At 62.3% G+C, this 22,075-nt stretch carries 24 protein-coding genes; 9 read left to right on the top strand and 15 right to left on the bottom strand.

All coding sequences use genetic code 11. The features are described from left to right. Positions 1 to 7: 7 nt before the first annotated feature. The 4 genes from hda to folK all read left to right on the top strand — a co-directional run bounded on the left by hda (position 8) and on the right by folK (position 3,581). Positions 8 to 694, top strand: a complete 687-nt coding sequence (hda, locus tag BM160_RS03505) for a DnaA regulatory inactivator Hda (protein ID WP_092001210.1) — start codon at positions 8 to 10, stop codon at positions 692 to 694. Next, positions 691 to 1,377: an HAD family hydrolase gene (locus BM160_RS03500; RefSeq protein ID WP_092000561.1), complete on the top strand. Its 687-nt coding sequence runs from the start codon at positions 691 to 693 to the stop codon at positions 1,375 to 1,377. Before hda ends, BM160_RS03500 begins: the two co-directional genes overlap by 4 nt. 63 nt (positions 1,378 to 1,440) lie before the next feature. Then, positions 1,441 to 3,036, top strand: coding sequence for a polynucleotide adenylyltransferase PcnB (pcnB, locus tag BM160_RS03495; protein ID WP_092000558.1), 1,596 nt, complete (start codon positions 1,441 to 1,443; stop codon positions 3,034 to 3,036). Between the two features lie 14 nt (positions 3,037 to 3,050). Then, positions 3,051 to 3,581, top strand: coding sequence for a 2-amino-4-hydroxy-6-hydroxymethyldihydropteridine diphosphokinase (gene folK, locus BM160_RS03490; protein WP_092000554.1), 531 nt, complete (start codon positions 3,051 to 3,053; stop codon positions 3,579 to 3,581). Positions 3,582 to 3,587: 6 nt separating this feature from the next. Here folK and pdxH read toward each other — a convergent pair whose 3' ends face one another. The 3 genes from pdxH to BM160_RS03475 all read right to left on the bottom strand — a co-directional run bounded on the left by pdxH (position 3,588) and on the right by BM160_RS03475 (position 5,590). Continuing rightward, on the bottom strand, positions 3,588 to 4,238 hold the full coding sequence (pdxH, locus tag BM160_RS03485; protein ID WP_092000551.1) for a pyridoxamine 5'-phosphate oxidase: 651 nt from the start codon (positions 4,236 to 4,238) through the stop codon (positions 3,588 to 3,590). A 157-nt stretch (positions 4,239 to 4,395) separates the two neighbouring features. Next, positions 4,396 to 4,911: a superoxide dismutase family protein gene (locus BM160_RS03480; protein ID WP_092000548.1), complete on the bottom strand. Its 516-nt coding sequence runs from the start codon at positions 4,909 to 4,911 to the stop codon at positions 4,396 to 4,398. A gap of 91 nt (positions 4,912 to 5,002) precedes the next feature. Beyond that, the gene (locus tag BM160_RS03475) at positions 5,003 to 5,590 is read right to left on the bottom strand and encodes a gamma-glutamylcyclotransferase (RefSeq protein ID WP_092000545.1); all 588 of its coding nucleotides are present in this window, start codon (positions 5,588 to 5,590) and stop codon (positions 5,003 to 5,005) included. A 45-nt stretch (positions 5,591 to 5,635) separates the two neighbouring features. On the opposite strand from BM160_RS03475, the gene BM160_RS03470 reads away from it, so the two are divergent. The 3 genes from BM160_RS03470 (at position 5,636) to eda (ending at position 8,855) form a co-directional block, all read left to right on the top strand. Next, positions 5,636 to 6,172, top strand: a complete 537-nt coding sequence (locus tag BM160_RS03470) for an OmpA family protein (protein WP_092000540.1) — start codon at positions 5,636 to 5,638, stop codon at positions 6,170 to 6,172. Positions 6,173 to 6,360: 188 nt separating this feature from the next. Beyond that, on the top strand, positions 6,361 to 8,202 hold the full coding sequence (gene edd, locus BM160_RS03465) for a phosphogluconate dehydratase (RefSeq protein WP_092000537.1): 1,842 nt from the start codon (positions 6,361 to 6,363) through the stop codon (positions 8,200 to 8,202). Then, a complete protein-coding gene (eda, locus tag BM160_RS03460) occupies positions 8,193 to 8,855 on the top strand; it encodes a bifunctional 4-hydroxy-2-oxoglutarate aldolase/2-dehydro-3-deoxy-phosphogluconate aldolase (protein WP_255368606.1) in 663 nt (220 codons plus the stop codon). The genes edd and eda overlap by 10 nt, the downstream gene beginning before the upstream one ends. Before the next feature lie 111 nt (positions 8,856 to 8,966). Here eda and gloA read toward each other — a convergent pair whose 3' ends face one another. Then, the gene (gloA, locus tag BM160_RS03455; RefSeq protein WP_092000533.1) at positions 8,967 to 9,377 is read right to left on the bottom strand and encodes a lactoylglutathione lyase; all 411 of its coding nucleotides are present in this window, start codon (positions 9,375 to 9,377) and stop codon (positions 8,967 to 8,969) included. Positions 9,378 to 9,683: 306 nt separating this feature from the next. On the opposite strand from gloA, the gene BM160_RS03450 reads away from it, so the two are divergent. After that, positions 9,684 to 10,922 (top strand): anion transporter, encoded by a 1,239-nt coding sequence (locus tag BM160_RS03450; RefSeq protein ID WP_092000530.1) that lies wholly within the window; start codon positions 9,684 to 9,686, stop codon positions 10,920 to 10,922. 330 nt (positions 10,923 to 11,252) lie between these two features. Then, positions 11,253 to 11,420: a hypothetical protein gene (locus BM160_RS22520; protein WP_177218899.1), complete on the top strand. Its 168-nt coding sequence runs from the start codon at positions 11,253 to 11,255 to the stop codon at positions 11,418 to 11,420. Between the two features lie 33 nt (positions 11,421 to 11,453). On the opposite strand, the gene BM160_RS03445 is transcribed toward BM160_RS22520, so the two are convergent. The 11 genes from BM160_RS03445 to BM160_RS03395 all read right to left on the bottom strand — a co-directional run. Continuing rightward, complete coding sequence (locus BM160_RS03445) at positions 11,454 to 12,944, bottom strand: NAD-dependent succinate-semialdehyde dehydrogenase (protein ID WP_092001204.1); 1,491 nt, start codon at positions 12,942 to 12,944, stop codon at positions 11,454 to 11,456. Positions 12,945 to 13,019: 75 nt separating this feature from the next. Further along, a complete protein-coding gene (locus BM160_RS03440) occupies positions 13,020 to 13,676 on the bottom strand; it encodes a GntR family transcriptional regulator (RefSeq protein ID WP_255368605.1) in 657 nt (218 codons plus the stop codon). Next, on the bottom strand, positions 13,673 to 13,981 hold the full coding sequence (locus BM160_RS03435; protein ID WP_143093174.1) for a hypothetical protein: 309 nt from the start codon (positions 13,979 to 13,981) through the stop codon (positions 13,673 to 13,675). The genes BM160_RS03440 and BM160_RS03435 overlap by 4 nt, the downstream gene beginning before the upstream one ends. A gap of 73 nt (positions 13,982 to 14,054) precedes the next feature. Next, entirely contained in the window at positions 14,055 to 15,356 is a 1,302-nt protein-coding gene (locus BM160_RS03430; protein ID WP_092000519.1) for an NAD(P)/FAD-dependent oxidoreductase, read from the bottom strand. After that, the gene (locus BM160_RS03425; RefSeq protein WP_092000515.1) at positions 15,353 to 15,667 is read right to left on the bottom strand and encodes a (2Fe-2S)-binding protein; all 315 of its coding nucleotides are present in this window, start codon (positions 15,665 to 15,667) and stop codon (positions 15,353 to 15,355) included. The genes BM160_RS03430 and BM160_RS03425 overlap by 4 nt, the downstream gene beginning before the upstream one ends. Next, entirely contained in the window at positions 15,668 to 16,768 is a 1,101-nt protein-coding gene (locus BM160_RS03420) for an NAD(P)/FAD-dependent oxidoreductase (RefSeq protein ID WP_092000511.1), read from the bottom strand. Between the two features lie 49 nt (positions 16,769 to 16,817). Further along, a complete protein-coding gene (locus tag BM160_RS03415; protein ID WP_092000508.1) occupies positions 16,818 to 17,849 on the bottom strand; it encodes a proline racemase family protein in 1,032 nt (343 codons plus the stop codon). A 47-nt stretch (positions 17,850 to 17,896) separates the two neighbouring features. After that, positions 17,897 to 18,913, bottom strand: a complete 1,017-nt coding sequence (locus BM160_RS03410) for an Ldh family oxidoreductase (RefSeq protein ID WP_092000504.1) — start codon at positions 18,911 to 18,913, stop codon at positions 17,897 to 17,899. A 20-nt stretch (positions 18,914 to 18,933) separates the two neighbouring features. Further along, the gene (locus tag BM160_RS03405) at positions 18,934 to 19,869 is read right to left on the bottom strand and encodes a 4-hydroxyproline epimerase (RefSeq protein WP_092001201.1); all 936 of its coding nucleotides are present in this window, start codon (positions 19,867 to 19,869) and stop codon (positions 18,934 to 18,936) included. Between the two features lie 123 nt (positions 19,870 to 19,992). Then, positions 19,993 to 21,126, bottom strand: a complete 1,134-nt coding sequence (locus BM160_RS03400) for a branched-chain amino acid ABC transporter substrate-binding protein (RefSeq protein ID WP_092000501.1) — start codon at positions 21,124 to 21,126, stop codon at positions 19,993 to 19,995. 39 nt (positions 21,127 to 21,165) lie between these two features. After that, positions 21,166 to 22,075: dihydrodipicolinate synthase family protein (locus tag BM160_RS03395; RefSeq protein WP_143093173.1), on the bottom strand; the 910-nt coding region annotated here is incomplete at its 5' end.

Raw genomic sequence — 22,075 nt, 5'->3', positions numbered from 1 at the left:
GACAGGCATGAAACAGATCGCACTGGACATCGGACTGGCATCCGACCCTTCGTTTGCCAATTTTTTCAGCGGACCGAACGAGGCCGCAGTCAAGCATCTTGAACTCTGGGCCGGCAACCCGCTGCGCTCGCCGGTGCCGACCTATCTGTGGGGCGGAGAAGCCAGCGGCAAGACCCATTTGCTCAAAGCCGTGAGCGAGGCCTTGCGTACGCAAGGTGTCTCCAGTGGCTGGATGGACGCCTCCATGCTGGAGCCGCCGGAGTTCAACGAGGCCTGGTCCGTCGTGATCATGGACGACTGTCACCTCTACACGGCGGTGCAGCAGCGCGCCGCCTTTAACTGGTTTGTGAATGCGCTGAGCACCGACGACGGCCAGCCGCGCTGGGTGCTGGCCGCTGGCGATGTGCCGCCGGCCGATCTGGTGCTGCGTGAGGATTTGCGCTCCCGCCTGGGCTGGGGCCATGTGTTTGCCCTGCAGGCCTTGAACGATGAGGAGCGGCGTGCCGTGCTCAGACGCGAAGCCGATGCCCGTGGCGTGTTTCTGAGCGACGAGGTGATGGACTTCATGCTGAGGCGCTTTTCGCGCGATCTGGGAAGCCTGATGCAGTTGCTGGACAAGCTGGACGGCTACGCCTTGCAAACCAAGCGGGCCATCACGGTGCCGCTGCTTAAATCCATGCTGGAGAGCGAATGACAGCGCAAGTGAAGGCTTCTAGACGCCTGGCCTTGTTTGATCTGGATCACACCCTGATCCCCATCGACTCGGACTATGAGTGGGGCGAATTCACCATTGCCCTGGGCTGGTGCGATGCCACCGAATTCAAGCGCCGCAATGCCGAATTCTTTGATCAGTACCGGGCCGGAACGCTCGATATTCACGACTACGTACGCTTTGCCACGCAAGCCATTCGTGAGCAGGGCTCTATAAAATCAATAGCTGCTCATGACCAGTTCATGGACGAAGTGGTGAATAAAGTCATTACGGAGCAGGCCAGGGCGCTGCTGGAGACGCACCGGGCGGCCGGCGATGAGCTTGTGATCGTTACCGCCACCAATGAATTCGTCACCCGTCCGATTGCCCAGGCCTTTGGCGTGCAGGAGCTGATCGCGGTGGAGCTGGAGCGCGACGCCCGGGGCGAGCTGACCGGTGAAATCCGGGGCACGCCCTCGGCCCGCGAAGGCAAGGTCACGCGCATGGAGCAATGGCTGGCGGCCCGCAACTGGCGTTGGGAGGATGTGGAAACCACCTTCTACACCGACTCCATGAATGACCTGGCCTTGCTGGAAAAAGCCACCTGGCCAGTGGCCACCAATCCGGACCCGCGCCTGCGCGCGCTGGCGACCGAGCGCGGATGGCGCATACTTGACCTGTTTTAGCCAGTTGGGGACAGGGCTTGCCGCCAGGCAATTGCGCTTTGTTCCGCAAAGTTTCAGAAATTCATGATCAAAAAATTTATCGACAAACTGTTTGGAAAATCCGGCAGTGAAGAGTCCGGCGCCAAGCGGGTCAAAAAATCACCGTTCGGCCAGCGCCAGGACATAGGCCCCCAGGAACACGGCATCAATCCCAAGCTGGTCGATGAACGCGCCATGGATGTGGTGCATACGCTCAAACAGGCCGGCTATGAAGCCTATATCGTCGGCGGCGCCGTGCGTGATTTGCTGGTTGGCCTGCGTCCCAAGGACTTTGACGTCGCCACCGATGCCACGCCGGAGCAGGTCAAAAGCCTGTTTCGCCGGGCCTTCATCATTGGCCGGCGCTTTCGCATCGTTCACGTCATCTACGGCCGTGGCCGCGAGCATGAGGTGATTGAGGTCTCGACCTTTCGTGCCCATCTGGATAGCAGCCTGGCCGAGCAGGTGGGCGGCAACGAGCGCACCAGCAAGAATCAGCTGGCTGGCATGAAGCATGCCGTCGATGCTTCCGGCCGGGTGTTGCGCGACAACGTCTGGGGCCCCATGGAGGAAGATGCGGCGCGGCGCGACTTCACCATCAATGCCATGTATTACGACCCCGAAACGCAAATCGTGGTCGACTATCACAACGGCATCAAGGACGCCAAGAAAAAAATCATACGCATGATAGGCAACCCGGCCGTGCGTTACCGCGAAGATCCGGTTCGCATCATTCGTGCCGTGCGTTTTGGTGCGAAGCTCAGTGCGCTGGACTTCAAGTTCGAGGACAAGACCGCTGCGCCGCTGCGCGAGATGAAGGGCTTGCTGGCCGACGTGCCGCAGTCGCGTCTGTTTGACGAAATGCTCAAGCTGCTGCAAACCGGCCATGCGATGGCCAGCATCGCCCAGCTCAAAACCCTGGGCCTGGGCACCGGCATCTATCCATTGCTTGACGTGGTGGTGGAAATGGCCGATGAGCCCTTCCTGAAACTGGCCTTGCAGGACACCGACCGCCGCGTCGGCGAAGGCAAGCCTGTGGCCCCCAGCTTTTTGCTGTCTTGCGTGCTGTGGTCCGATGTGCGCCACGGCTGGGAGCAGCGTCGTCAGCGCGGCGAGCCGGTCATGCCGGCGCTGCAGGATTCGATTGACGAGGCCTTTAATGCCAAGATTGGCGATGTTTCGGGGCGCGGCAAGCTGGGCACCGACATGCGCGAGATCTGGACCATGCAACCACGCTTTGAAAAACGCGTGGGCAGCGCGCCCTATACCCTGCTGGAGCAGCCGCGCTTTCGCGCCGGCTTTGACTTCTTGCGCCTGCGCGGGCAAACCGGCGAGATCGACGCCGCGCTGGCCGAGTGGTGGGAAAAATTCAGCACCGCATATGACGACGAACGCCACGCCATGATTGAAGCGGTGCGCCAGGAACAGTCGAAAAAACCGCAAACTCCCCGGGTTCGCGTGAAACGGGTCGATGCCGATGCTGGTGTGGGCCAGGCTGCGACCGAATTGGCCGACGCACCGCGTGAAGAAGGCGAGGCCGCGCCGGCCAAGAAACGCCGGCGCCGTCGCAAGCCTGTCAACCGCTCTACGCTAGAGGGCGGCGGCGAGCAGCCTGCGTCGGACGCCGCATCCCCTCATTGAACCGGGCGCCTGCCATGCGTAGCGGCCAGGCGGATGCCCTCGCTCCAGCGGGTGTGACGGCCTATGTCGCCCTGGGCGCAAACCTCGGCGACGCAGCGGCGGCGCTGCGGCAGGCGGTGAGCGCCATCAAGGCCTTGCCGCTGACGCAATTGAGGCAAACATCCAGTCTCTATAAAACCGCCCCGCTGGACAGCGATTCCGGCCAAGAGGCCGTCGCGCCGGGCGGCGATTACATCAACGCCGTGGTGGAGCTGCTGACTAGCTTGTCGGCACCGGCCTTGCTGGCACAGCTGCAGCAGATCGAGTTGCAGGCCGGGCGCGAAAGGCCGTACCGCAATGCACCGCGCACCCTGGACCTGGACCTGCTGCTGTATGGCAGCGCGCAGATGGATTCAGCGCACCTGACGCTGCCCCATCCACGTATGACGCAGCGCGCCTTTGTGCTGGTGCCGTTGGCCGAAATTGCCCCGGACCGGGTGAGCGACGCACAGCTCAAGGCCGTGGCGCACCAGGCCATAGAGCGGCTGGGGCCGCTGGCTGGCTAGCTCTAACTAGGGTGCCAGGCGCTCGCGCAGCCAGCCGGCGTCGGCCTGCAGGGTGTAGCGCAGGCGGTCATGCAACCGGCTTTTGCGACCTTGCCAGAACTGCCAGTTGTCGGGTTTGAGGCGGTAGCCGCCCCAATGCGCGGGGCGCGGCGGCTGCAGTAAAAACTTGGCGCCAAATTTGGCGGCATTGGCCACCAGCACACTGCGGCTGGTGATCACTTCGCTTTGCGGGCTGGCCCAGGCGCCTATGCGCGAATCCAGCGGCCGGCTGTTGAAGTAGTCGTCGCTTTCTTCGGCGGAGACTTTCTCCACCACGCCTTCTATGCGCACCACGCGCTCCAGCTCGACCCAGTGAAACTGCAGCGCCGCATAGGGGTTGCCGGCCAGCTCCTGGCCCTTGCGACTGTCGTAATTGGTGTACCAGACGATGCCGCGCTCATCGAATCCCTTGATCAGCACGATGCGGGTGGACGGGCGCAGGTTGCTGGCCACGGTGGCCAGCGTCATGGCATTGGGCTCGGGCACCTGCGCCGCGATGGCTTCGTTCAGCCACTGGTCGAATTGCTGCAGGGGATCGGCGTGTGAGGCGTCTTCGTTGAGCTCGGCGCGCTCGTAGCTTTTACGCAGATCGGCGATGGAGGAGTTGTGCTCTGACATCGTTGAAGTATAGGCATTGGTTAACCCCCGTTCAGGCCTCTTTACGCCTATGTTTAAGTGATTTAAGGGGTTTGGGCTTGCGCTGCGGCCATGGGCAGCTATTGATTTGGTAGCTACGACCGCAGCATCCGCCGCTCGCGGGGGCAGGTTTAGGCGCTCAAGCCCGGGTAATGACGGCGCAGGCCAGCCGCGGCCCGGCGTTTCCGGTGGGCTGGGTGGTGTAGTCGTCGGGGTCGCGATGAACAATCAGGCCGCGGCCCACGATGTCGGTTGCGCCGCCGCCTATCGCGATGCCGGTCGATTCAAAGCTGAACTTCGCCATGCCGTTGGCGTCTGCCTTCAGGCTGCGCAGGTCGCCGGCGTGGTGGGCCATGGCCGTGGCATTGCCGTGGGGCTTGGCGTCGGGGTTGAAGTGGCCGCCCGCGCTCATGCCGTCGCCACTGGAGCAATCGCCTTTTTCATGGATATGAAAGCCGTGCTCGGCATTGGGCTTGAGCCCGGAGATTTCGCCTGAGACCATCACGCCCTGGCCCATCTGGGTGAAGCGCACGCTGCCGGTGGTGGTGTTGCCCGTGGTGGCCTGAAGCTGGGCGAGGGCGCGTGGACCGCTGGACGGGGAAGCGCAGGCGGCCAGGGCCAACAGGCTGCTCAGCAGAGTCAGACGGATGTTCATGATGCAGGTCTCCCGTAAGGTGCGTGATGGGCTCACCACTCTAGGCTTAGTCGCCCAGGCACGCAATGGGCTTGGCCGAATACCTGGCGGGTTAGCGGCTGACCAGCTGCAGCAGCTTGCCCAGCGCCTGATCTTCTATGCCCAGCGTGCGCAGCTTGTCGTAGGTCAGCTGGGCGTAGTCGCGGGTCGTGCCAAAACGCCCGCAGGAGGCTGAAAATATCTGCCGATAGGTGTCTTCGCTGAGCACGCCGGTGTGGCTGGGGCTGCGCTTTGACAGCGTGAAGGCCAGGGCCTTGACATCGCCCTGGGCCGTGCGGCAACGCAGCCATTTGGGGTCATAGACGCCGTTGGGCATTTCGCGCTCCCACAAGGCGGGCAGGGCGGCGGCCACCTGGACTTGCGGGATGCGAAAAACCATGCCCTTGCAACTGCCGCCGGCCAGCAAGCCGAACACCAGGCCAGGGCATTCGGGCGTACCTCGATTGATGCGGCTCCACATCTTGAGCGCGCGATGGTAGCCATGCAAGGTGGCAAAGCGCTCTTCGGCAAACTCGAATTCAGGTCGCCAGATCAGCGAGGCATAGGCGAAAACCCAGAGATCGCCCTGGCCGCCCCATTCATGGGTGACGGCCTGGAGCATGGGGGCCGGGTCGCGGCGTGGATAGGCTAGGTTTTGCACAAGCGCACTTTACAATAGCGGCAAATTTTAAAAAGGGGATAGGTAATGGTTTCTCAAGACGATGATAGCCAGCAGCGCGTGGCCTTGTTCCTGGTGTTTGGCCTGGTGGCGCTGGTGGTTGCCGCGGTGCTGTTTTTTGGTGTCAATATAGGGCGTGCCGGCAAGAGCGCTGCCGCGCCTGCGGCCCAGGTGACCGCGCCGCTGGCCGCTGCGTCTGAGCCGGCCACGCCTAGCGTTGCACAAGCCGCTTCGGATGCGGCCAGCGTCACGGTCGAGCAGGGCGTGGTGAAGTTTTACTTTGCCTCCGGCAAGGCCGATCTGGCCGCCGGCGCCAGCGAAGCCCTGGCCGACGTGGTCAAAGGCGCTCAGGCCGGTCGCAAGTTGCTGATTTCGGGTTTCCACGATGCCAGCGGCAATGCGGAAAAAAATGCCGAACTGGCCAAGCAGCGTGCACTGGCCGTGCGTGATGCGCTGAAGGCCGCGGGTGTGGCCGAAGCACAGATCGAACTGAAAAAGCCTGAGCAGCTGACCGGCGGCGGCAGTGATGCCGAAGCCAGGCGCGTGGAAATCAGCCTGCAATAAGCCTAGCCAGACATGGCCGGGGCCTGGCCCCGATGAAGCAACCCGCAGCGGCCTGGCCCTGCGGGTTTTTTTGTGCCCGTTTTGGTAACCGCAAAGTAACCATGTGGGGCTTAAATGCAGTGTTCACCAGTTACCATAGCGCCTGTAATAAAGTTACATATCGATCCCTGACCAAAAGGTGGCACAGCATGGCTCTTCATTCCGCAATCTCAGATATCACTGCGCGCATCGCAGAACGCAGCCGCGCCACACGCAGCGCCTACCTGGCGCAGTTGCAGGCGGCGGTCACGCGCCCGCCCAGCATGGATCGCATGGGCTGCGCCAACCTGGCCCATGCCGTGGCCGGCATGCCGCTGGACGACCGTTTCAAGGTGGTGACCGAGCGTGCGCCCAATATCGGCATCGTCACCGCCTATAACGACATGCTGTCGGCGCACACGCCGCTGCAAGGCTATCCCGCACTGATCAAGGACGAAGCGCGCAAGCTGGGTGCCACGGCGCAAGTGGCTGGCGGCGTGCCTGCCATGTGCGATGGCGTGACCCAGGGCACCAGCGGCATGGAGTTGAGCCTCTTCAGCCGCGATGTGATCGCCATGGCTACGGCGGTGGCCTTGTCGCATGACATGTTTGATGCCGCGCTGATGCTGGGCGTGTGCGACAAGATCGTGCCCGGCCTGCTGATAGGCGCGCTGCAGTTTGGTCATTTGCCCACGGTGTTTGTGCCGGCCGGGCCCATGCCCTCAGGCATGGCCAACAAGGAAAAAGCCCATGTGCGCGAGCTCGCCGCCCAGGGTCTGGTCGGGCGCGCAGGCTTGCTGGAGGCCGAGCTCAAGTCTTATCACAGCCCCGGCACCTGCACTTTTTACGGCACGGCCAACAGCAACCAGATGCTGCTTGAAGCCATGGGCCTGCATGTGCCCGGCACCGCCTTTGTGGCGCCCGGCGGCGCGCTGCGCGACGAGCTGACGCGCGAAGCGGCGCGTACAGCCCTGGGCATCATCAAGTCGCGGCGTTTTGCGCCCATAGGCCAGATCGTCGACGAGCGGGCGATTGTCAACGCCATGGTGGCCTTGCTGGCCACGGGCGGCTCGACCAACCACCTGATTCATTGGGTGGCGGTGGCGCATTCGGCCGGTATCGTGATTGACTGGAATGATTTTTCTGACTTGTCCGAAGTCGTGCCTACGCTGACGCATGTCTATCCCAATGGCAGCGCCGACGTGAACCAGTTCCAGGCCGCGGGCGGCACCGGGCTGGTGATACGCGAACTGCTGGACGCCGGCTTCATGCACGAAGACGTGCTGACGGTGCGCGAAGGCGGCATTCGCGAATTCACGCGTGAGCCGGCCCTGGCTGGCGCTTCGCTGGCCTGGCACGACGCTGGTGATTCGAAGGACGAAACCATAGTCCGGCCCGCCGCCAGGCCCTTCAGCCTCACCGGCGGGCTCAAGCTGCTGCAGGGCAACCTGGGCCGCAGCGTGATCAAGGTGTCGGCCGTGCCCGATGACCGTCATGTGATAGAGGCCCCGGCCCGTGTCTTTGATTCGCAAGAGGCTTTGCTGCAGGCCTTCAATGCCGGCGAGCTGGAGCAACTGTGCCAGCACAGCGCCGCCAAGGGCCTGGTGTGCGTGGTGCGCTGGCAAGGCCCGCAGGCCAATGGCATGCCGGAGCTGCACAAGCTGACGCCGCCGCTGGCGGTGCTGCAGGGCAAGGGCTACAAGGTGGCGCTGGTTACCGATGGCCGCATGAGCGGTGCCTCGGGCAAGGTGCCGGCAGCCATCCATGTGTCGCCAGAAGCCGTCGCCGGCGGGCCGCTGGCCAAGGTGCGCGATGGTGATCTGGTTCGTCTCGATGCCGTGACGGGTGATTTGAATGTTTTGGTCGCGCCAGCCGAATGGGCTGCGCGACAATTGGCGTCCATGCCGCAAGACTTGCGTCTGAGCAATGGCGTGGGCATGGGTCGTGGATTGTTTGCCGGCATGCGCGAGCGCGCACTGACGGCCGAAGAAGGAGCTTTATCGTGGATGTAAACCTGGACCTCAGCGGAAAACTGACCGCCTTGCAAGTGATGCGGGATGCCCCCGTGATTCCCGTGATCGTGCTGAGCGAGATCGGCCAGGCCGTGTCGCTGGCGCGCGCGCTGGTGGCGGGCGGCATACGCATGCTGGAAGTCACCTTGCGCACACCGCAGGCGCTGGCCTGCATAGAGGCGATTGCGCGCGAGGTGCCCGAGGCGGTGGTCGGTGCCGGCACGGTGCGCAGCGCCGCCGATGCCCAGGCCTGCGCCATGGCCGGCGCCCGCTTTGCCGTCAGTCCGGGCTACACCCACGCGTTGGGCCAAGCCTGCCGCGATGCCGGTCTGCCACTGCTGCCCGGCGTGGCCACCGGCAGCGAAATCCTGATGGCTCAAGAAGACGGTTTGAGCGAACTGAAGTTTTTCCCCGCCATGCAGGCCGGCGGCCCGGCCATGCTCAAGGCCTGGGGCGGGCCCTTTGGCGATGTGCGCTTTTGTCCTACCGGCGGCGTCTCCATGGCCAATGCGGCGGAATTCCTGAGCCTGTCCAATGTGGTTTGCGTGGGCGGCTCCTGGCTCACGCCGGCGGATGCCGTAGCGCGTGGCGACTGGGCCCAGGTGACGGCACTGGCCCAGCAGGCCTGCCAGCTGCAGCGCCGGGCGGTCTGAGCCGGTATTTTTTTGAAATCGGCTGATTTTTAAGCGAAATCAGCCTTTAGCGTATATGGGTAGGGCGCAGACAGCTATTGAAATGATAGCTGTTTGAGCGCCCGCGGTCGGCTAGCGCAGGCCGCCGCCAGCAGCGCCTTCGGCGCGCTGTATCAATTCAATCTTGTAGCCATCGGGATCGGTCACAAAAGCAATCACCGTGCTGCCGCCTTTGACCGGGCCGGCTTCACGCGTGATGTTGCCGCCGGCCGCCTTGATCTTTTCGCCGGCCGCATAGGCATCGGGTACGCCCAGCGCGATGTGACCATAGGCGGTGCCGAGTTCATAGCTTTCCGTGCCCCAGTTATAGGTCAGCTCGATCTCGGCCTGCGCCGGATTGCCCTCGTAGCCGACAAAGGCCAGGCTGTACTTGTACTCGGGGTTTTCCGAGGTGCGCAGCAGTTGCATGCCCAGCACCTTGGTATAGAAGTCGATGGAGCGCTGGAGATTGCCAACGCGCAGCATGGTGTGTAGGAATCGCATGGCTTAATTATCGTGCGTGAGGGAAGAGCTTTGCCGGTGCTGGGTCATGTCCGCTTGGCATTCGTGGTTGGCGGGCTGTTTAAGACTGGTTGCGGACCTTCAGCCAATTCTGGTAAACGACGCATTTCGACCAATTGAAGGTATTCAGCGGCGACAGTTGACCTGCCCAAAGCAGCCGTTAGCGTTACCAGTGACCAGAAACTCAATGGCGCTTTCGCATACTCTGAAGGTGCTGCGAGCATTCTGTGCAATGTTGTCGCGGACGCTGATACGGATAACGCCTAGGTTTTCCCAGACAATGGTGGCATGACATCAACGGTCCTCACGATTTTCGGCCTGGTCTACCTCGGCATGATTCTTGGCGGGCTGCCATTTCTTCAGTTGGACCGCACAGGTATCGCGCTGTTGGGTGCTATCGCGGTCATCGGGAGCGAGGCGCTCAGTGTCGATGAGGCGGCGCAAGCCGTCCACCTGCCGACACTCATCCTGCTGTTCGCCTTCATGGTAGTGTCCGCGCAGATGCGCCTTGGCGGCTTTTACGACTGGGTCACGCGCAAGCTTGCTTCCTTTCCCTTAGCGCCGCCGCTGCTGCTCGGTGCCATGATTTTTGCGGTCGCCGGGTTGTCGGCCGTGTTCAGCAACGACATCGTCTGCCTTGCCGTTACGCCGGTGCTGATCGACGCTTGTCGCCAGCGGCGACTTAATCCGGTGCCCTATCTGTTGGCCCTTGCGTGCTCTGCCAACATCGGGTCGGCCGCGACGCTGATCGGCAATCCGCAAAACATGTTGATCGGCCAGACGCTTCGTCTGTCCTTCGCCGGCTATGCTGCCGAAGCGGCGATTCCGGTTCTCGTCGGTCTTATCGTGACGTGGGGCTTGATCGTGGCTCACACGCGGGGCCGTTGGAGCTGGTCGGGGGACGACGTGCAAGTGGCGGAACGCCGCCAGGAGTCTGAGGCTCTAGACCGGTGGCAGACGGGCAAAGGACTGGCGGTAGCACTGCTGATTCTGCTGTCGTTTCTCTTTACCTCCTGGCCACGCGAAGTGGTCGCGCTGACCGGTGCGGGGGTGCTGCTGATGAGCCGCAAGCTGCATTCGAGCAAGATGCTAAGCCTCATCGACTGGGAATTGCTGATCCTCTTCATTGGCCTGTTTGTCGTCAACGGCGCGCTGCAAAAGTCAGGGCTGCCCGCCCAGGCGGTGGCCGGGCTAGCTGCTGCGGGGCTGCCCCTGGATCAACCTGCGCCGCTGTTCGGCGCGACCTTCCTTTTGTCGAACATCGTCTCAAATGTCCCCGCAGTGATGCTCTTGTTGCCAGTCGCTACGCATGCACTGGCCGGGCCCTTGCTCGCGTTGGTCAGTACCTTGGCTGGCAACCTGTTCATCGTCGGCAGCATCTCCAACATCATCGTCGTCGATGCTGCTGCACGTCGCGGCGTACACATAGACTGGCGCCGGCACGCCAAGATAGGCGTCCCGGTGACGCTGTTCACGCTTACCATCGCGGCGGGATACTTGTGGCTGCGCGTACATGCGGTGCACTAGGCATCGTGGGCGGAGTTGTGATTCCTGCTATCTAGGGGGCACCATTGCGGACGTTCGCAACAGTCGCTTCATGGCCGGATGCAGCAGCAGTGGCCTTGCGTCTAGGTCCGAAATCGCTGTAATCCTGTCTATGAAGGGGAGGTTACGGCGACTGACTGCAAGAGACTGAGCCTGTGTGAAAACGCAAAAAATCTGCCCCCATCAATCGCATCGTGTTGATCAACACTGTAATCCCCAGGATGCTCATGACTCGGCGCATGTTGTAGGCCAAGCAGTGCAGGCTGATTTCAGTACGGACATCAGTTCGGCCTGCAGCTTAATCGATAGATCATGGCTTCTATCAATCATCGCCTTGTGCTCAGCATGCCGGCGGTGAAGAGCACGCCTCCCAAAAAATCCCAATGCCAGTTGGCCGATTTTGGCGTGCAGGGCCTTCAGATCGATCGCATGCTCCGCTGCGTGCTGCTCGGCGCCGAACTCATTTCGTCGTCCGAGTGAGCAACACATCTTGCCGCCAGATGAGGAGTCAGATCACTTCTGGATATCGCCCAGGCAGAGGTATTTCATTTCAACATACTCCTCCATGCCGTGGCGTGAACCTTCGCGGCCCAGGCCCGACTGCTTGACGCCGCCGAAAGGCACATGCTCGGTGGCGATCACTCCGGCGTTGATGCCGACCATGCCGTATTCCAGCGCTTCGGCCACGCGGTAGATGCGGCCGATGTCGCGGCTGTAGAAATAGCTGGCCAGGCCAAACTCGGTGTTGTTGGCCGCGTCTATCGCTTCCTGCTCATGCTTGAAACGGAACACCGGCGCAAAGGGCCCGAAGGTTTCCTCCCGGGCGCACAACATGTCGGCGGTGGCTTCGGCCACCACCGTGGGCTCAAAAAACTGGCCTTTGATGTGGTGGCCGCCGGCCAGCAGCTTGCCGCCTTTGGCGAGTGCGTCATCCACGTGGCGCTGCACTTTTTCAACCGCGGCGTCTTCTATCAAGGGGCCTTGTGCCACGCCGTCTTCAAAGCCGTTGCCGACCTTGAGTAGCTTGACCTTGGCGGCGAATTTTTCGACAAACTGGTCGTAGACGCCGTCCTGCACATAAATGCGGTTGGCGCAGACGCAGGTCTGGCCGGCGTTGCGGTATTTGCTGGCCATGGCGCCTTCCACGGCGGAATCGATGTCGGCATCGTCAAACACGATGAAGGGCGCGTTGCCGCCCAGCTCAAGCGCGAGTTTTTTCACCGAAGGCGCGCTTTGCGCCATCAGGATGCGGCCGACCTCGGTGGAGCCGGTAAAGCTGATGTGGCGCACCACGTCGCTGGCGCAGAATACCTTGCCGACGGCAATCGAGTTGCTGCTGTCGGCCGTCAGCACATTGAGCACACCGGCGGGAATGCCGGCGCGCACCGCCAGTTCAGCGGCAGCCAAGGCCGTCAGCGGCGTCAGTTCAGCCGGTTTGATCACCACCGGGCAGCCGGCGGCCAAGGCCGGCGCCACCTTGCGGGTGATCATGGCCAGCGGGAAATTCCAGGGGGTGATGGCGGCGCACACGCCGATCGGCTGCTTGATCACCATCAGGCGGCGGTTGTTGTCAAACTGCGGCAGCGTTTCGCCATTGACGCGCTTGGCTTCTTCGGCAAACCACTCGACAAAGCTGGCGCCGTAGGCGACTTCGCCCTTGGCCTCGGCAAAGGGCTTGCCCTGCTCGGCGGTCATGATGGTCCCCAAGTCCTCGACGTTGGCCATCAGCAACTGGTACCACTTGAGCAGGATGGCGTGGCGCTCCTTGCCGGTCTTGCTGCGCCAGGCCGGCCAGGCGGCGTTGGCGGCGGCGATGGCCTGCTCGGCATCGGCTGGGCCGAGGTTGGCGACATCGGCCAGTTTGCGACCGGTGGCGGGGTCGTTCACGTCAAACCGGGTGTTGCCGGCGACCCATTGGCCGTTGATCAAGGCGTCGGTTTTGAGCAGGCTGGGGTCCTTCAGCAGCGAAATGGGGGAAGCTTTGGCGGGAACGGTGGTGTCCATGAGGGTGCTCATTGGGTTGAAAAATAGGGGCTATGACTAATAAGGCGGGAAAGGGTAGGAGCCGGATGAGCGGATTCAGATCTCTATGACGCGCCGGGCAAAGCGCTCCAGATAGTTCATCAATTCGTTAGCACCGCGCACGGCCGCCAACTCGTCACCGGTGGCAATGCCCTGGGCCAGCTCCATGTGAAAACGCGCGCCCTCGGCGATCTCGCCTTCGTGCTGGTAGGCATACCAGAAGCGCCTGCACTGAACGATGAGAGGCACCACGCATTTCACGGCGGACCGGTTGCGGCAGGCTTCGTGGTTCACCTCGTCGAGTTCATGGTCGGCCGTCATGTAGGCGTCCAGATTACCGCGCTCCGCCGCCTTCATCATTTTTTCGGCGCAGCTGATGATGGCCTTGCGCTGCAACGCCGTGGCACGCCTGGCTGAGCAGGTCGCGATCAGGCATTCCAGCGCGCGCCGGGTGAGGATCACGTCCAGATGCGCGGCCAGATCGATGTTGGAGATCAGCAAGCCGCGGCGCGGTTGCTGAACAATCAGGCCTATGGACACCATGCGCAGCAGGGCCTCGCGCACCGGCGTGCGGCCTAGCTGGGTACGCTGCGCCAAATCAGCCTCGACCACGGGCGTGCCGGGTTCGAGCTGAAGCGTGGAAATCATGGTTTCTATGACGTCATAGGCGACATCAGCGGCCCGGCGTTTGGGCGGCAGCCGAAGCATGGTCATTGAGGATGACATTGTGTTTTTCCGTATTTCAGCGTTGCAGAAAGGCCTGTCATTTTCCCACCAGGCCGCGCCTGAAAAATGACATGCAGACGATGAAGGTCATACCGATGATGATCGGGAACTACTCCACCTAACGTAGCGAGGTGATTCTGCTGGATGACTACCACGCGGAAGCCTACCATGAGCCCCCAACAGGTGGCCAGTCCGCCCAGTAACGTCATAGGCAGCATTTCCATCGCAGTTGCCAACATCACGTCGTTGACCTCGGCGAGCCGAAGTAGCAGCGCCTTGAGTGAGTCGAGCAAGCCCGAAAACGCTGCCGACAGCATAAAAACGTAGAGCTTATAGCTTTCTGTGGCATATCGATGAGTTGCGGTTTCAGTCTGAGTTGAGGGGAGAAGCGAGAGTCGCAATGCGCGCCGGCGACAGCGGCGACCGCGGCACGGGGGCTTCCCAGCCGTAGAGAAACTGCGCCGCCGCTCCGCACACACGTCCCTGGCAGGCACCCATGCCGCAGCGGCTGTGAAGCTTTGCATCAATCCAGCCACTGCACTGGGTGAGTATGTTGTGCGGCACGTCTTCGCAGCGGCATATCAGCGTGTCGGGCCGGGGAATCTGTTTCAGCGACTCGGCCAGTGCGAACCTGCGATGCAGCTGGTTGGCGAAGGCCTCCCAGCGGGCACGTTCCGGCCAACACCGCTGCGCCGCAGCGATGTTACCGACCGCAGCATGTCCCGCGATGCGGCCTTGCGTAAGCGCCCGTTCGCTACCGCCAAAACCGGTACATTCTCCGGCCGCGTAAACATCAGGCACGCTGGTGGCCTGAAAAGCATCGAAGGCCAGCCCCTGCGCGCCACCAGAAGCCGACGCCAGCAAGCAGCCCAGCAACTGACCAAGCTGGGTGTTGGGAATCAGGCCAAAGCCGCATGCAATGCGGTCGCAGGCTATGTCGATGACTTTGGCGCCCTGTTGCAAGCGGACTGATTCGACGCGCCCGTTACCTTGTGCCGAAACAACATTCGAGGAAGTACGGTAGCTTTTTTCAACAAGCGTCAGTGCCTGAATGGCCTTGCCTGGCCAGCGCGCCAGTTGCGCCGTAAAAGCGGCGAGCGAAGACAGGCTGGCCTGTTCAGCGACGCGTATCACTTGAGCACCGCATTTGCGCGCCGTGGCCGCAACGGCCAGCAGCAAGGGGCCACTGCCTGCAATCACGATGCGTTCACCCGCAACCGGCAGGCCGCTCTTGATGAGGGCTTGAAGTGCACCAGCGCCGGTGACTCCGGGCAGCGTCCAGCCCGGGAAGGGCAGCAGCAGTTCGCGCGCGCCTGTGCACAAAATCAGCTTGTCATAGCGCTGGACCCAGCCGCGTTCGGGGTCTTCCAGCAACAATTCCCGCTCACCCACGAGACCGACCACACGCGTGCCGCAAAGCACGCGCACATTGGCACAGCGCGCGAGCGCCTCGCGCAGCCTCAGCGCCTGTGGCGGGAGCCGGACCGCTGGACCAGCGCGCCAGATTTGTCCACCAGGGGCCGGATTGTCGTCGAGCAGCGTGATGCGTGCGCCGCTGGGAGCTGCTGCCAGTGCGGCAGCCAAGCCAGCCGGGCCGGCGCCGACAATCAGCAGTTCGCAGGGTGACGACAGGATAGGCGCGATAGGTTCGCTGATCGTCGCATTCATGACGCTCGCCCCTGACTGGTTCCGGTCTCCACACGCATTCCGTCGCAGCACAGGGTCTGGCAAGCCAAACGGCGGCGACCGTCTATTGTCAGCCGGCATTCGTGGCAGATGCCCATACCGCAATACGGCGCACGCACTTGTCCGCTGACGGAAAGTCGTGACCACCCAGGCGGCTGGTGTGCGAGGGCGGCAGCTACGGTGATGCCAGCCGGCACACGCAAGGCCTTGCCATCGAGCAGCAACTCCACAGTGGCGCCGAGCGCCGCTGAGGGTGCCTCTGGTGACACGACGTGATAGACAAGAAGAGGCATTTATGGTGTTTTCTGAAAACGGTGCGCGCTGTAGGGCTCTGCATCAAAGGGCAGCGCAGCACCCGTCATCTGTGCCGCCAGCAGGCGGGCGGTGGCCGGGGCCGTGGTCACGCCCAGTCCTTCGTGACCGACAGCCAGCCATAGTCCGTCGCGCTGTGGGTGGCGGCCTATGATGGGAATACTGTCTGGGGTGGCGGAGCGAAAGCCGGTCCAGGTGCGGATGGTGTTGAGATCGGCCAGCGCCGGCAGGTAGTCCAGCGCGCGGCGCAGCATGCGTCCCAGCATGGCGGGCTCCACCGCCGGGTCGATGGTGTCGAATTGGCGTGAGGAGCCGATCAGCAACTGCCCGGTCGGGCGCGGCTGCACGTTGAAGGCGACCGAGGTGCCATCGCTGTGGTGAGCGCTGCTGATGTAACCCAGCTCGACCAATTGGTGATGCACCGTGCCCGGATAACGGTCAGTAATCGCGAGGTGGCCCTTCTTTGGGCGAAGGGGCAACTCCGGGCAGAACCGGGTGGCCTGCATACCGGCGGCCAACAGCACGGCACCAGCGCTGCGCCAGCTGCCGTCCGCCAAGCGCACACGGGCGCCATCGATGGCGGTGACTTCCGCCTGCTCGAAGGCGATGGCACGGGGTGCTTGTGTGAGCAGCCAGCGCGCGGCGCTGGGCGCATAGACCACGCTGTCGCCGTTGACCTTGAGTGCGCCTGCCAGGCTAGAGTGCAGCATAGGCTCGGCCGCGGCCAGCGCGGCGGCATTCAGCAGTTCGCAGCTGACGCCGTGGGCTTGCAGGCGTACTTTCTTTTCCTCTGCGGCAGCCATCTCCGCGTCGTTGGAGGCCAGCCACAGCGTGCCGCAGGAAGTGAAGGCGCAATCGGCATTCATGCGCGGCGCCCAATCGTGCCAAAGCTTCAGCGATTCGTGGCTCAGCGTGAGTTCGGCCGGGTTGTCGTCCATCACCACCAGATGGCCCATGCCGGCGTTGGTGGCGCCGCCCAGGCGGGCGTCCAGCACCAGCACGTCGAGACCTGCGCGCGCGAGTTCATGCGCGCAGGCGCTACCTATGATGCCGGCGCCGATGACGATCACATCGGCGTTCATAGGCTTGCGCCCGCAATGACCTGTGAAGGCATAGTTGCGTTTCCTGTTCTCAATCGGCGAACCAGGTGTCATTGAGGCGGTAGCCTTCGGGAAACGGGTCCTCGGGGTCGGCGCCGTAATAGGACACACCAGTCAACCAGGCACGGCCACTGACCCTGGGCACTACGGCGGCCTGGCTGCCGACTTGTGTCACCGCCTCAATTTGGCAGAGAAACTGCGTATCCAGTATGGAGGTATGGACGAAGGGCTCACCCACTCCCAACTCGCCGCGCGCGTGCATCAGCGCCATGCGCGCCGAGCTGCCCGTGCCGCAGGGGCTTCGGTCCAGTCGACCTGGCGAGACCACCACGGCATTTTTGGCAGTTTTAACGCCGTCCACCATGCTCAGCGGCCCGGCAAATTCGGTGATGTTGATGGTGTGAATGCCTGGGTTTTCCGGATGAACGCTGGGCAGTTGCTTGGCGGCGGCCAGCTTGATGCGCTCGCCCATTTCCACCAGTGAGCGTGCCTCACTGCGGTGAAGCGAAAACCCCAAAGCCGCGGCATCGACAATGGCGAAAATCATGCCGCCGTAAGCCACATTCACCATGACCGTGCCCACGCCCTGAACCTCGACAGGTTTGTTCTGGTGCATGACGAAGGCGGGCACGTTTTGAAACGACACACGCCGACACTTGCCGCCTTCACACTCCGCACGCACACGCACCAGGCCCGCTGGCGTGTCGACGCACAGCTCGGTTATCGGCGTTTGCATAGGCAACATGCCGCTTTCGAGGACGGCGGTCACCGTACACATCAGATTGGAGCCGGACATCGGCGGGTAGTCGTCCGATTCGATGACGATCATGCCGAAGTCCGCTTCCGGTGCAATCGCAGGCGTCACCAGATTGACTGCCGCGTTAACGCTGCCCCGCGGGTCTGACAGCAGCAAGGTGCGCAGCCAGTCCTGCTTTTCCTCCAGCGCCAGTCGTCGCTCGAACATGGACGCCGCACGGGGCGCGATCACACCTCCGGTGATGACGCGGCCCACTTCACCTTCTGCGTGGGCACCAATTACGGTGATGATATTTTTTAAATTCATGAGTCCTCCAGGGGTTACCGTTGACGGTGTTTTTAAACCAGCCAGCGCTACCGCAGCAGCGCCAGCACGTCCTCATGTAGCGCGCGCGGAATCTGCACACCCCGAGCCAGGCTTCGTGCCCGCGCCTCGAAGCGGCGTTGCGAGGGCAGGCGCGCGCCTTGGTCCGTGATGCTCTGGAACAACTGTTCTGCCCGCGCCTGGTCTGCCTGCGCGTCGCCCTGGGAAAAGAAGGCCGGATCGAAGGCAAGAATCAACTCGCCGTGGCAGGGTGTGCCGCCGGCGTCACCATCCAGGGCTTTCGACTCGATGCTGGTCAGATCGCCAATCAGCGGGCCCGCCAGCAATTCGATCATGGTTGACAGGGCAGAACCCTTGTACCCGCCAAAGGTCAGCATGGCACCGTGCTGCAGAACGGTGGCGGGATCAGTCGTCGCAGCGCCAGCTGCATCGATGCCCCAGCCTGGAGGAATGGCACGGCCGCTGCGGCGATACAGTTCGATCTCCCCGCGTGCGACGGCGCTGGTCGCGAAGTCGAAGACATAAGGTTGGCCGCCTGGGCGTGGCCAGCTGAAGGCCATGGGGTTGGTGCCGAAAACCGGTCGACTGCCGCCGGCAGGGGCGACCCAGGCATGGCTGGGCGTCAGCGCCAGAGCTGCCAGGCCTTGCTCCGCGAGGCTTTCAACCTCGGGCCAGAGGGCGGAAAAATGAAAACAGTTGTTGATGGCCAATGCAGCGATGCCGTTGCGCCGCGCCTTTTCGACCAAGTGCTGGCTGCCGATTTCGAACGCGAGCTGCGAAAAACCGTACTGCGCGTCCACAGCCACGACGGCGGCGGAGCGGTCGGTGACCCTTGGTTCGGCATGGCACGACACCTTGCCGTCGCGCAGCGAACGCGTACACATCAACAGCCTGAATACGCCGTGTGAATGGCATTCGTCACGTTCGCCCGCCACGATGATGCGGGCGATGGCTTGCGCATGCGCTGCGGACAGGCCATGGTGCGTGAGAACGCGCAGCGCAAGCGCATGAACCGCGTCCAGCGAGAGGGAAATGGTGTCAGTCATGATGGGGTGTCGCGGTGCAGTCAGGTCCGGATGCCCCAGGCAAACGGATCGTCTTCTTCAATCAGCAGCGTGGCCTCGGCGCTCATGTGGGCGCGGCCGCGCAAGGTGGGAATGACCTGGCCGTCCTGCAGCGCATAGCTGGCCTCGAAACGGCTGCCAATCACGCTGGCCTGCTGCCAGAGCGCACCGGGTGCCAGCTTGCCGTCGGCCGCGAGGCAGGCGATCTTGGCGCTGGTGCCGGTGCCGCACGGTGAGCGGTCGTAGGCCTTGCCGGGGCAGAGTACAAAATTGCGGCTGTCGGCGCCCTGGTCGTCGTCGGCAAAAAGCTCAATGTGATCAATCTCGGCACCGTCGACGCCAGTGACGCCTTGCGCCGCCAGCGCTTCACGCAGCGAAACGCTGTAGGCCGTGAGCGCTTCCAGGTTGTCGCTGGCCACGCGCAGGCCGTGCTGGCTGACCAGAAAAAACCAGTTGCCGCCCCAGGCGACGTCGCCGCGCACCGTGCCGTGGCCCAGCACCTCGACAGCGACCTGGTGCAGGTGTCGGTAAGCCGGCACGTTGCGCACGCTGACCGAGCCGTCGCCATGCAGGGTTGCGGTGACCGTGCCGACCGGTGTTTCGATGCGATGCTCACCGGGCTGGATGCGGCCCATATAAGCCAGCGAGGCCACCAGGCCTATGGTGCCGTGGCCGCACATGCCCAGGTAACCGGTGTTGTTGAAGAAGATCACGCCAGCAGCGTTGGCCGGGTCCACGGGCTCGCACAGCAAGGCCCCCACCACCACGTCGCTGCCGCGCGGCTCCAGCACCGTCGCGGCGCGCCAGTCGTCGTGCTGCTGCGCCAGCAGAGTGCGGCGCTCGGCCATGCTGCCTGGTCCCAGGTCGGGGAAGCCGCCAATCACCAGGCGCGTTGGTTCGCCGCCCGTGTGGGAGTCGATGATCTGGATGCGTTTCATGCTTGTTTCAATCATGCCGTTGAGAATGGAGGCCACGAGGTTTCCAGGGGGAAACAGTGAAAAAATAGGGCAGTTGGCATTGCCCTATTCCTTCAACTCAGTGGCTATGGAAAACAGACTGTATCAATAGCTTACCAATGGAACCGGCGCGGCATTTTTGAAGGTGGACACCGTCACGGGAGCCTGTTTCATATTTCCTTTTTCGTCATAGGCATAGGTGCCGGCAACCCCGTTGTAGCTTGACTTGTAGATTTCGGCGCCGACTTTGATCGGGTCTGTCGAGTTGGCTTTTTGCATGGCCTCGACAATGAACAAGGTCTGGTCGTAGAACGGGGCAGCATACGTGTCCGCTTCAAGATTGAAGCGTTTTTTGTACTTAGCCTTGAATGCGGGACCTTCCTTGGCCTTATCCAGCATGGAGCCGCCTTGCGCGCAGAAAACGGTGTCATTGACCGCATCCGCTGCCAGTTTCCCCATCTCCGGGCTGCACAGCGTGTCACCACCCAGTAATTTGGCCGGCATCCCCAGTTGTTTCATTTGCCGGACTAACGGTGCGCCTTGCGGTGCATAGCCACCGAAGAAAATAGCTTCCGGCTGCTTGGCTTTCAGGTTGGTCAATATGGACAGGAAGTCAACCGATTTGTCCGTGGTGTACTCCTGGCCCACGACGGTGAGGCCCAGGTTTTTCGCCTCCTTGAGGAATTCATCCGCAACACCCTGGCCAAACGCGGTGCGGTCATCAATCACGCCCACTTTCTTGACCTTGAGCACCTTGGCCGCATAGACCGCCATGCTGGAGCCAATCTGGTTGTCGCTGGCAACCATGCGAAACAGGTTTTTGTAGCCGCCCTGGGTGACTTTAGGATTGGTGCCGACGGTGGACATCATGGCGCCACCTTCGCTATAGACCCGCGATGCGGGAATGGCAACGCCCGAACAGTAGGGACCCATGACAAACTTGACGCCGCCATCCACCAGCTTCTGGGCCGCGTTAACGCCTGATTTGGCGTCACACTGGTCATCTTCAGAGTTCAGTTCAAACTTGAGCGCCTTGCCCGCCACCATGATTTTTTTGGCGTTCAGCTCTTCAATCGCCAGACGAACACCATTTTCATTGTCTTTGCCGGCAAACGCATTGGGGCCTGAGAGTGGACCGGTAACGCCTATTTTGACTACTTGCTCCTGCGCATTCGCATGGCCTGCAAGAGCAAGAGTCATAAGTCCAAGAAGAGGAATCATGCTTGATTTGATTGTCATACCTGCCTCCTAAAGTTTCGGGTCGATAAACGGTGGCCGTCAGGCTACCGACTGGTATTGAAGCGGGCGTGTTGCGAGTGCTTTGTTCACGATCGTTTCAATGTATTCACGCTCGGCGCCAATCAGCGGCAGGCGGGGACGGCGCATGTGCTCGGTGCTCACACCGGCCAAGACGTCGATGAGCTTGAGGTTTTGCACCAGCTTGGTGGACACGTCCAGGTGCAGCATGGGTGTCATCCACTGGTAGAGCTTGAGTGCCTCGGCGAACTTGCCGGCCTTCATCAGGTCATACAGCGCCACGGTTTCACGCGGGAAGGTGCAGCCGACACCGGCGAGCAGGCCGTCACAGCCCAGTGCCAGGCCTTCGTAAGCCAGATCATCCACGCCCAGAAAGAGCTGGTAGCGCTCGCCCAGCAGGTTACGCAAGTCGGTGATGCGGCGGATGTTGTCCGTGCTTTCCTTGATGGCGACAATCCATTCGCAATCGGCCAGCTCAACCATGTGCTCGGGCTTGAGGTCCACGCGGTAAGCGACCGGGTTGTTGTAGACCATGATGGGCTTCTTCGCAGCCTCGGCCATGGTGCGCACATTGAGCATCGCCTCGCGGGCGTCGGCGACATAGATGACCGAGGGCATCACCATGTAACCGTCCACGCCGAGTTCATTGGCGCCACGGATGTAGCGCAGCGCTTCGCGCGTGCTGGTTTCCGAGACGTTGGCCAGTACCGGGACGCGACCCGCACTGGCCTTGATGGCGATGTCGGCAACCTGGAGCTTTTCTTCCAGCGTCAAGGTGCTGGCTTCACCGAGCGAGCCGCAGGTAACCAGACCGTGGACGCCGTTGCGGATCTGAAAGTCGATGTGCTTGGCCGTGCCTTCGGCGTCTATGCTTTCATCGGCATGGAACTTGGTCGTGATGGCGGGAAAAATGCCTTGCCAGCGGGGATTC

Origin of the sequence: Polaromonas sp. OV174 (genome assembly GCF_900112285.1) — a bacterium.
Lineage (GTDB): Bacteria > Pseudomonadota > Gammaproteobacteria > Burkholderiales > Burkholderiaceae_C > Polaromonas.
The sequence above is the reverse complement of the archived record's forward strand: the minus strand, read 5'-3'. Positions and strand labels throughout refer to the sequence as shown.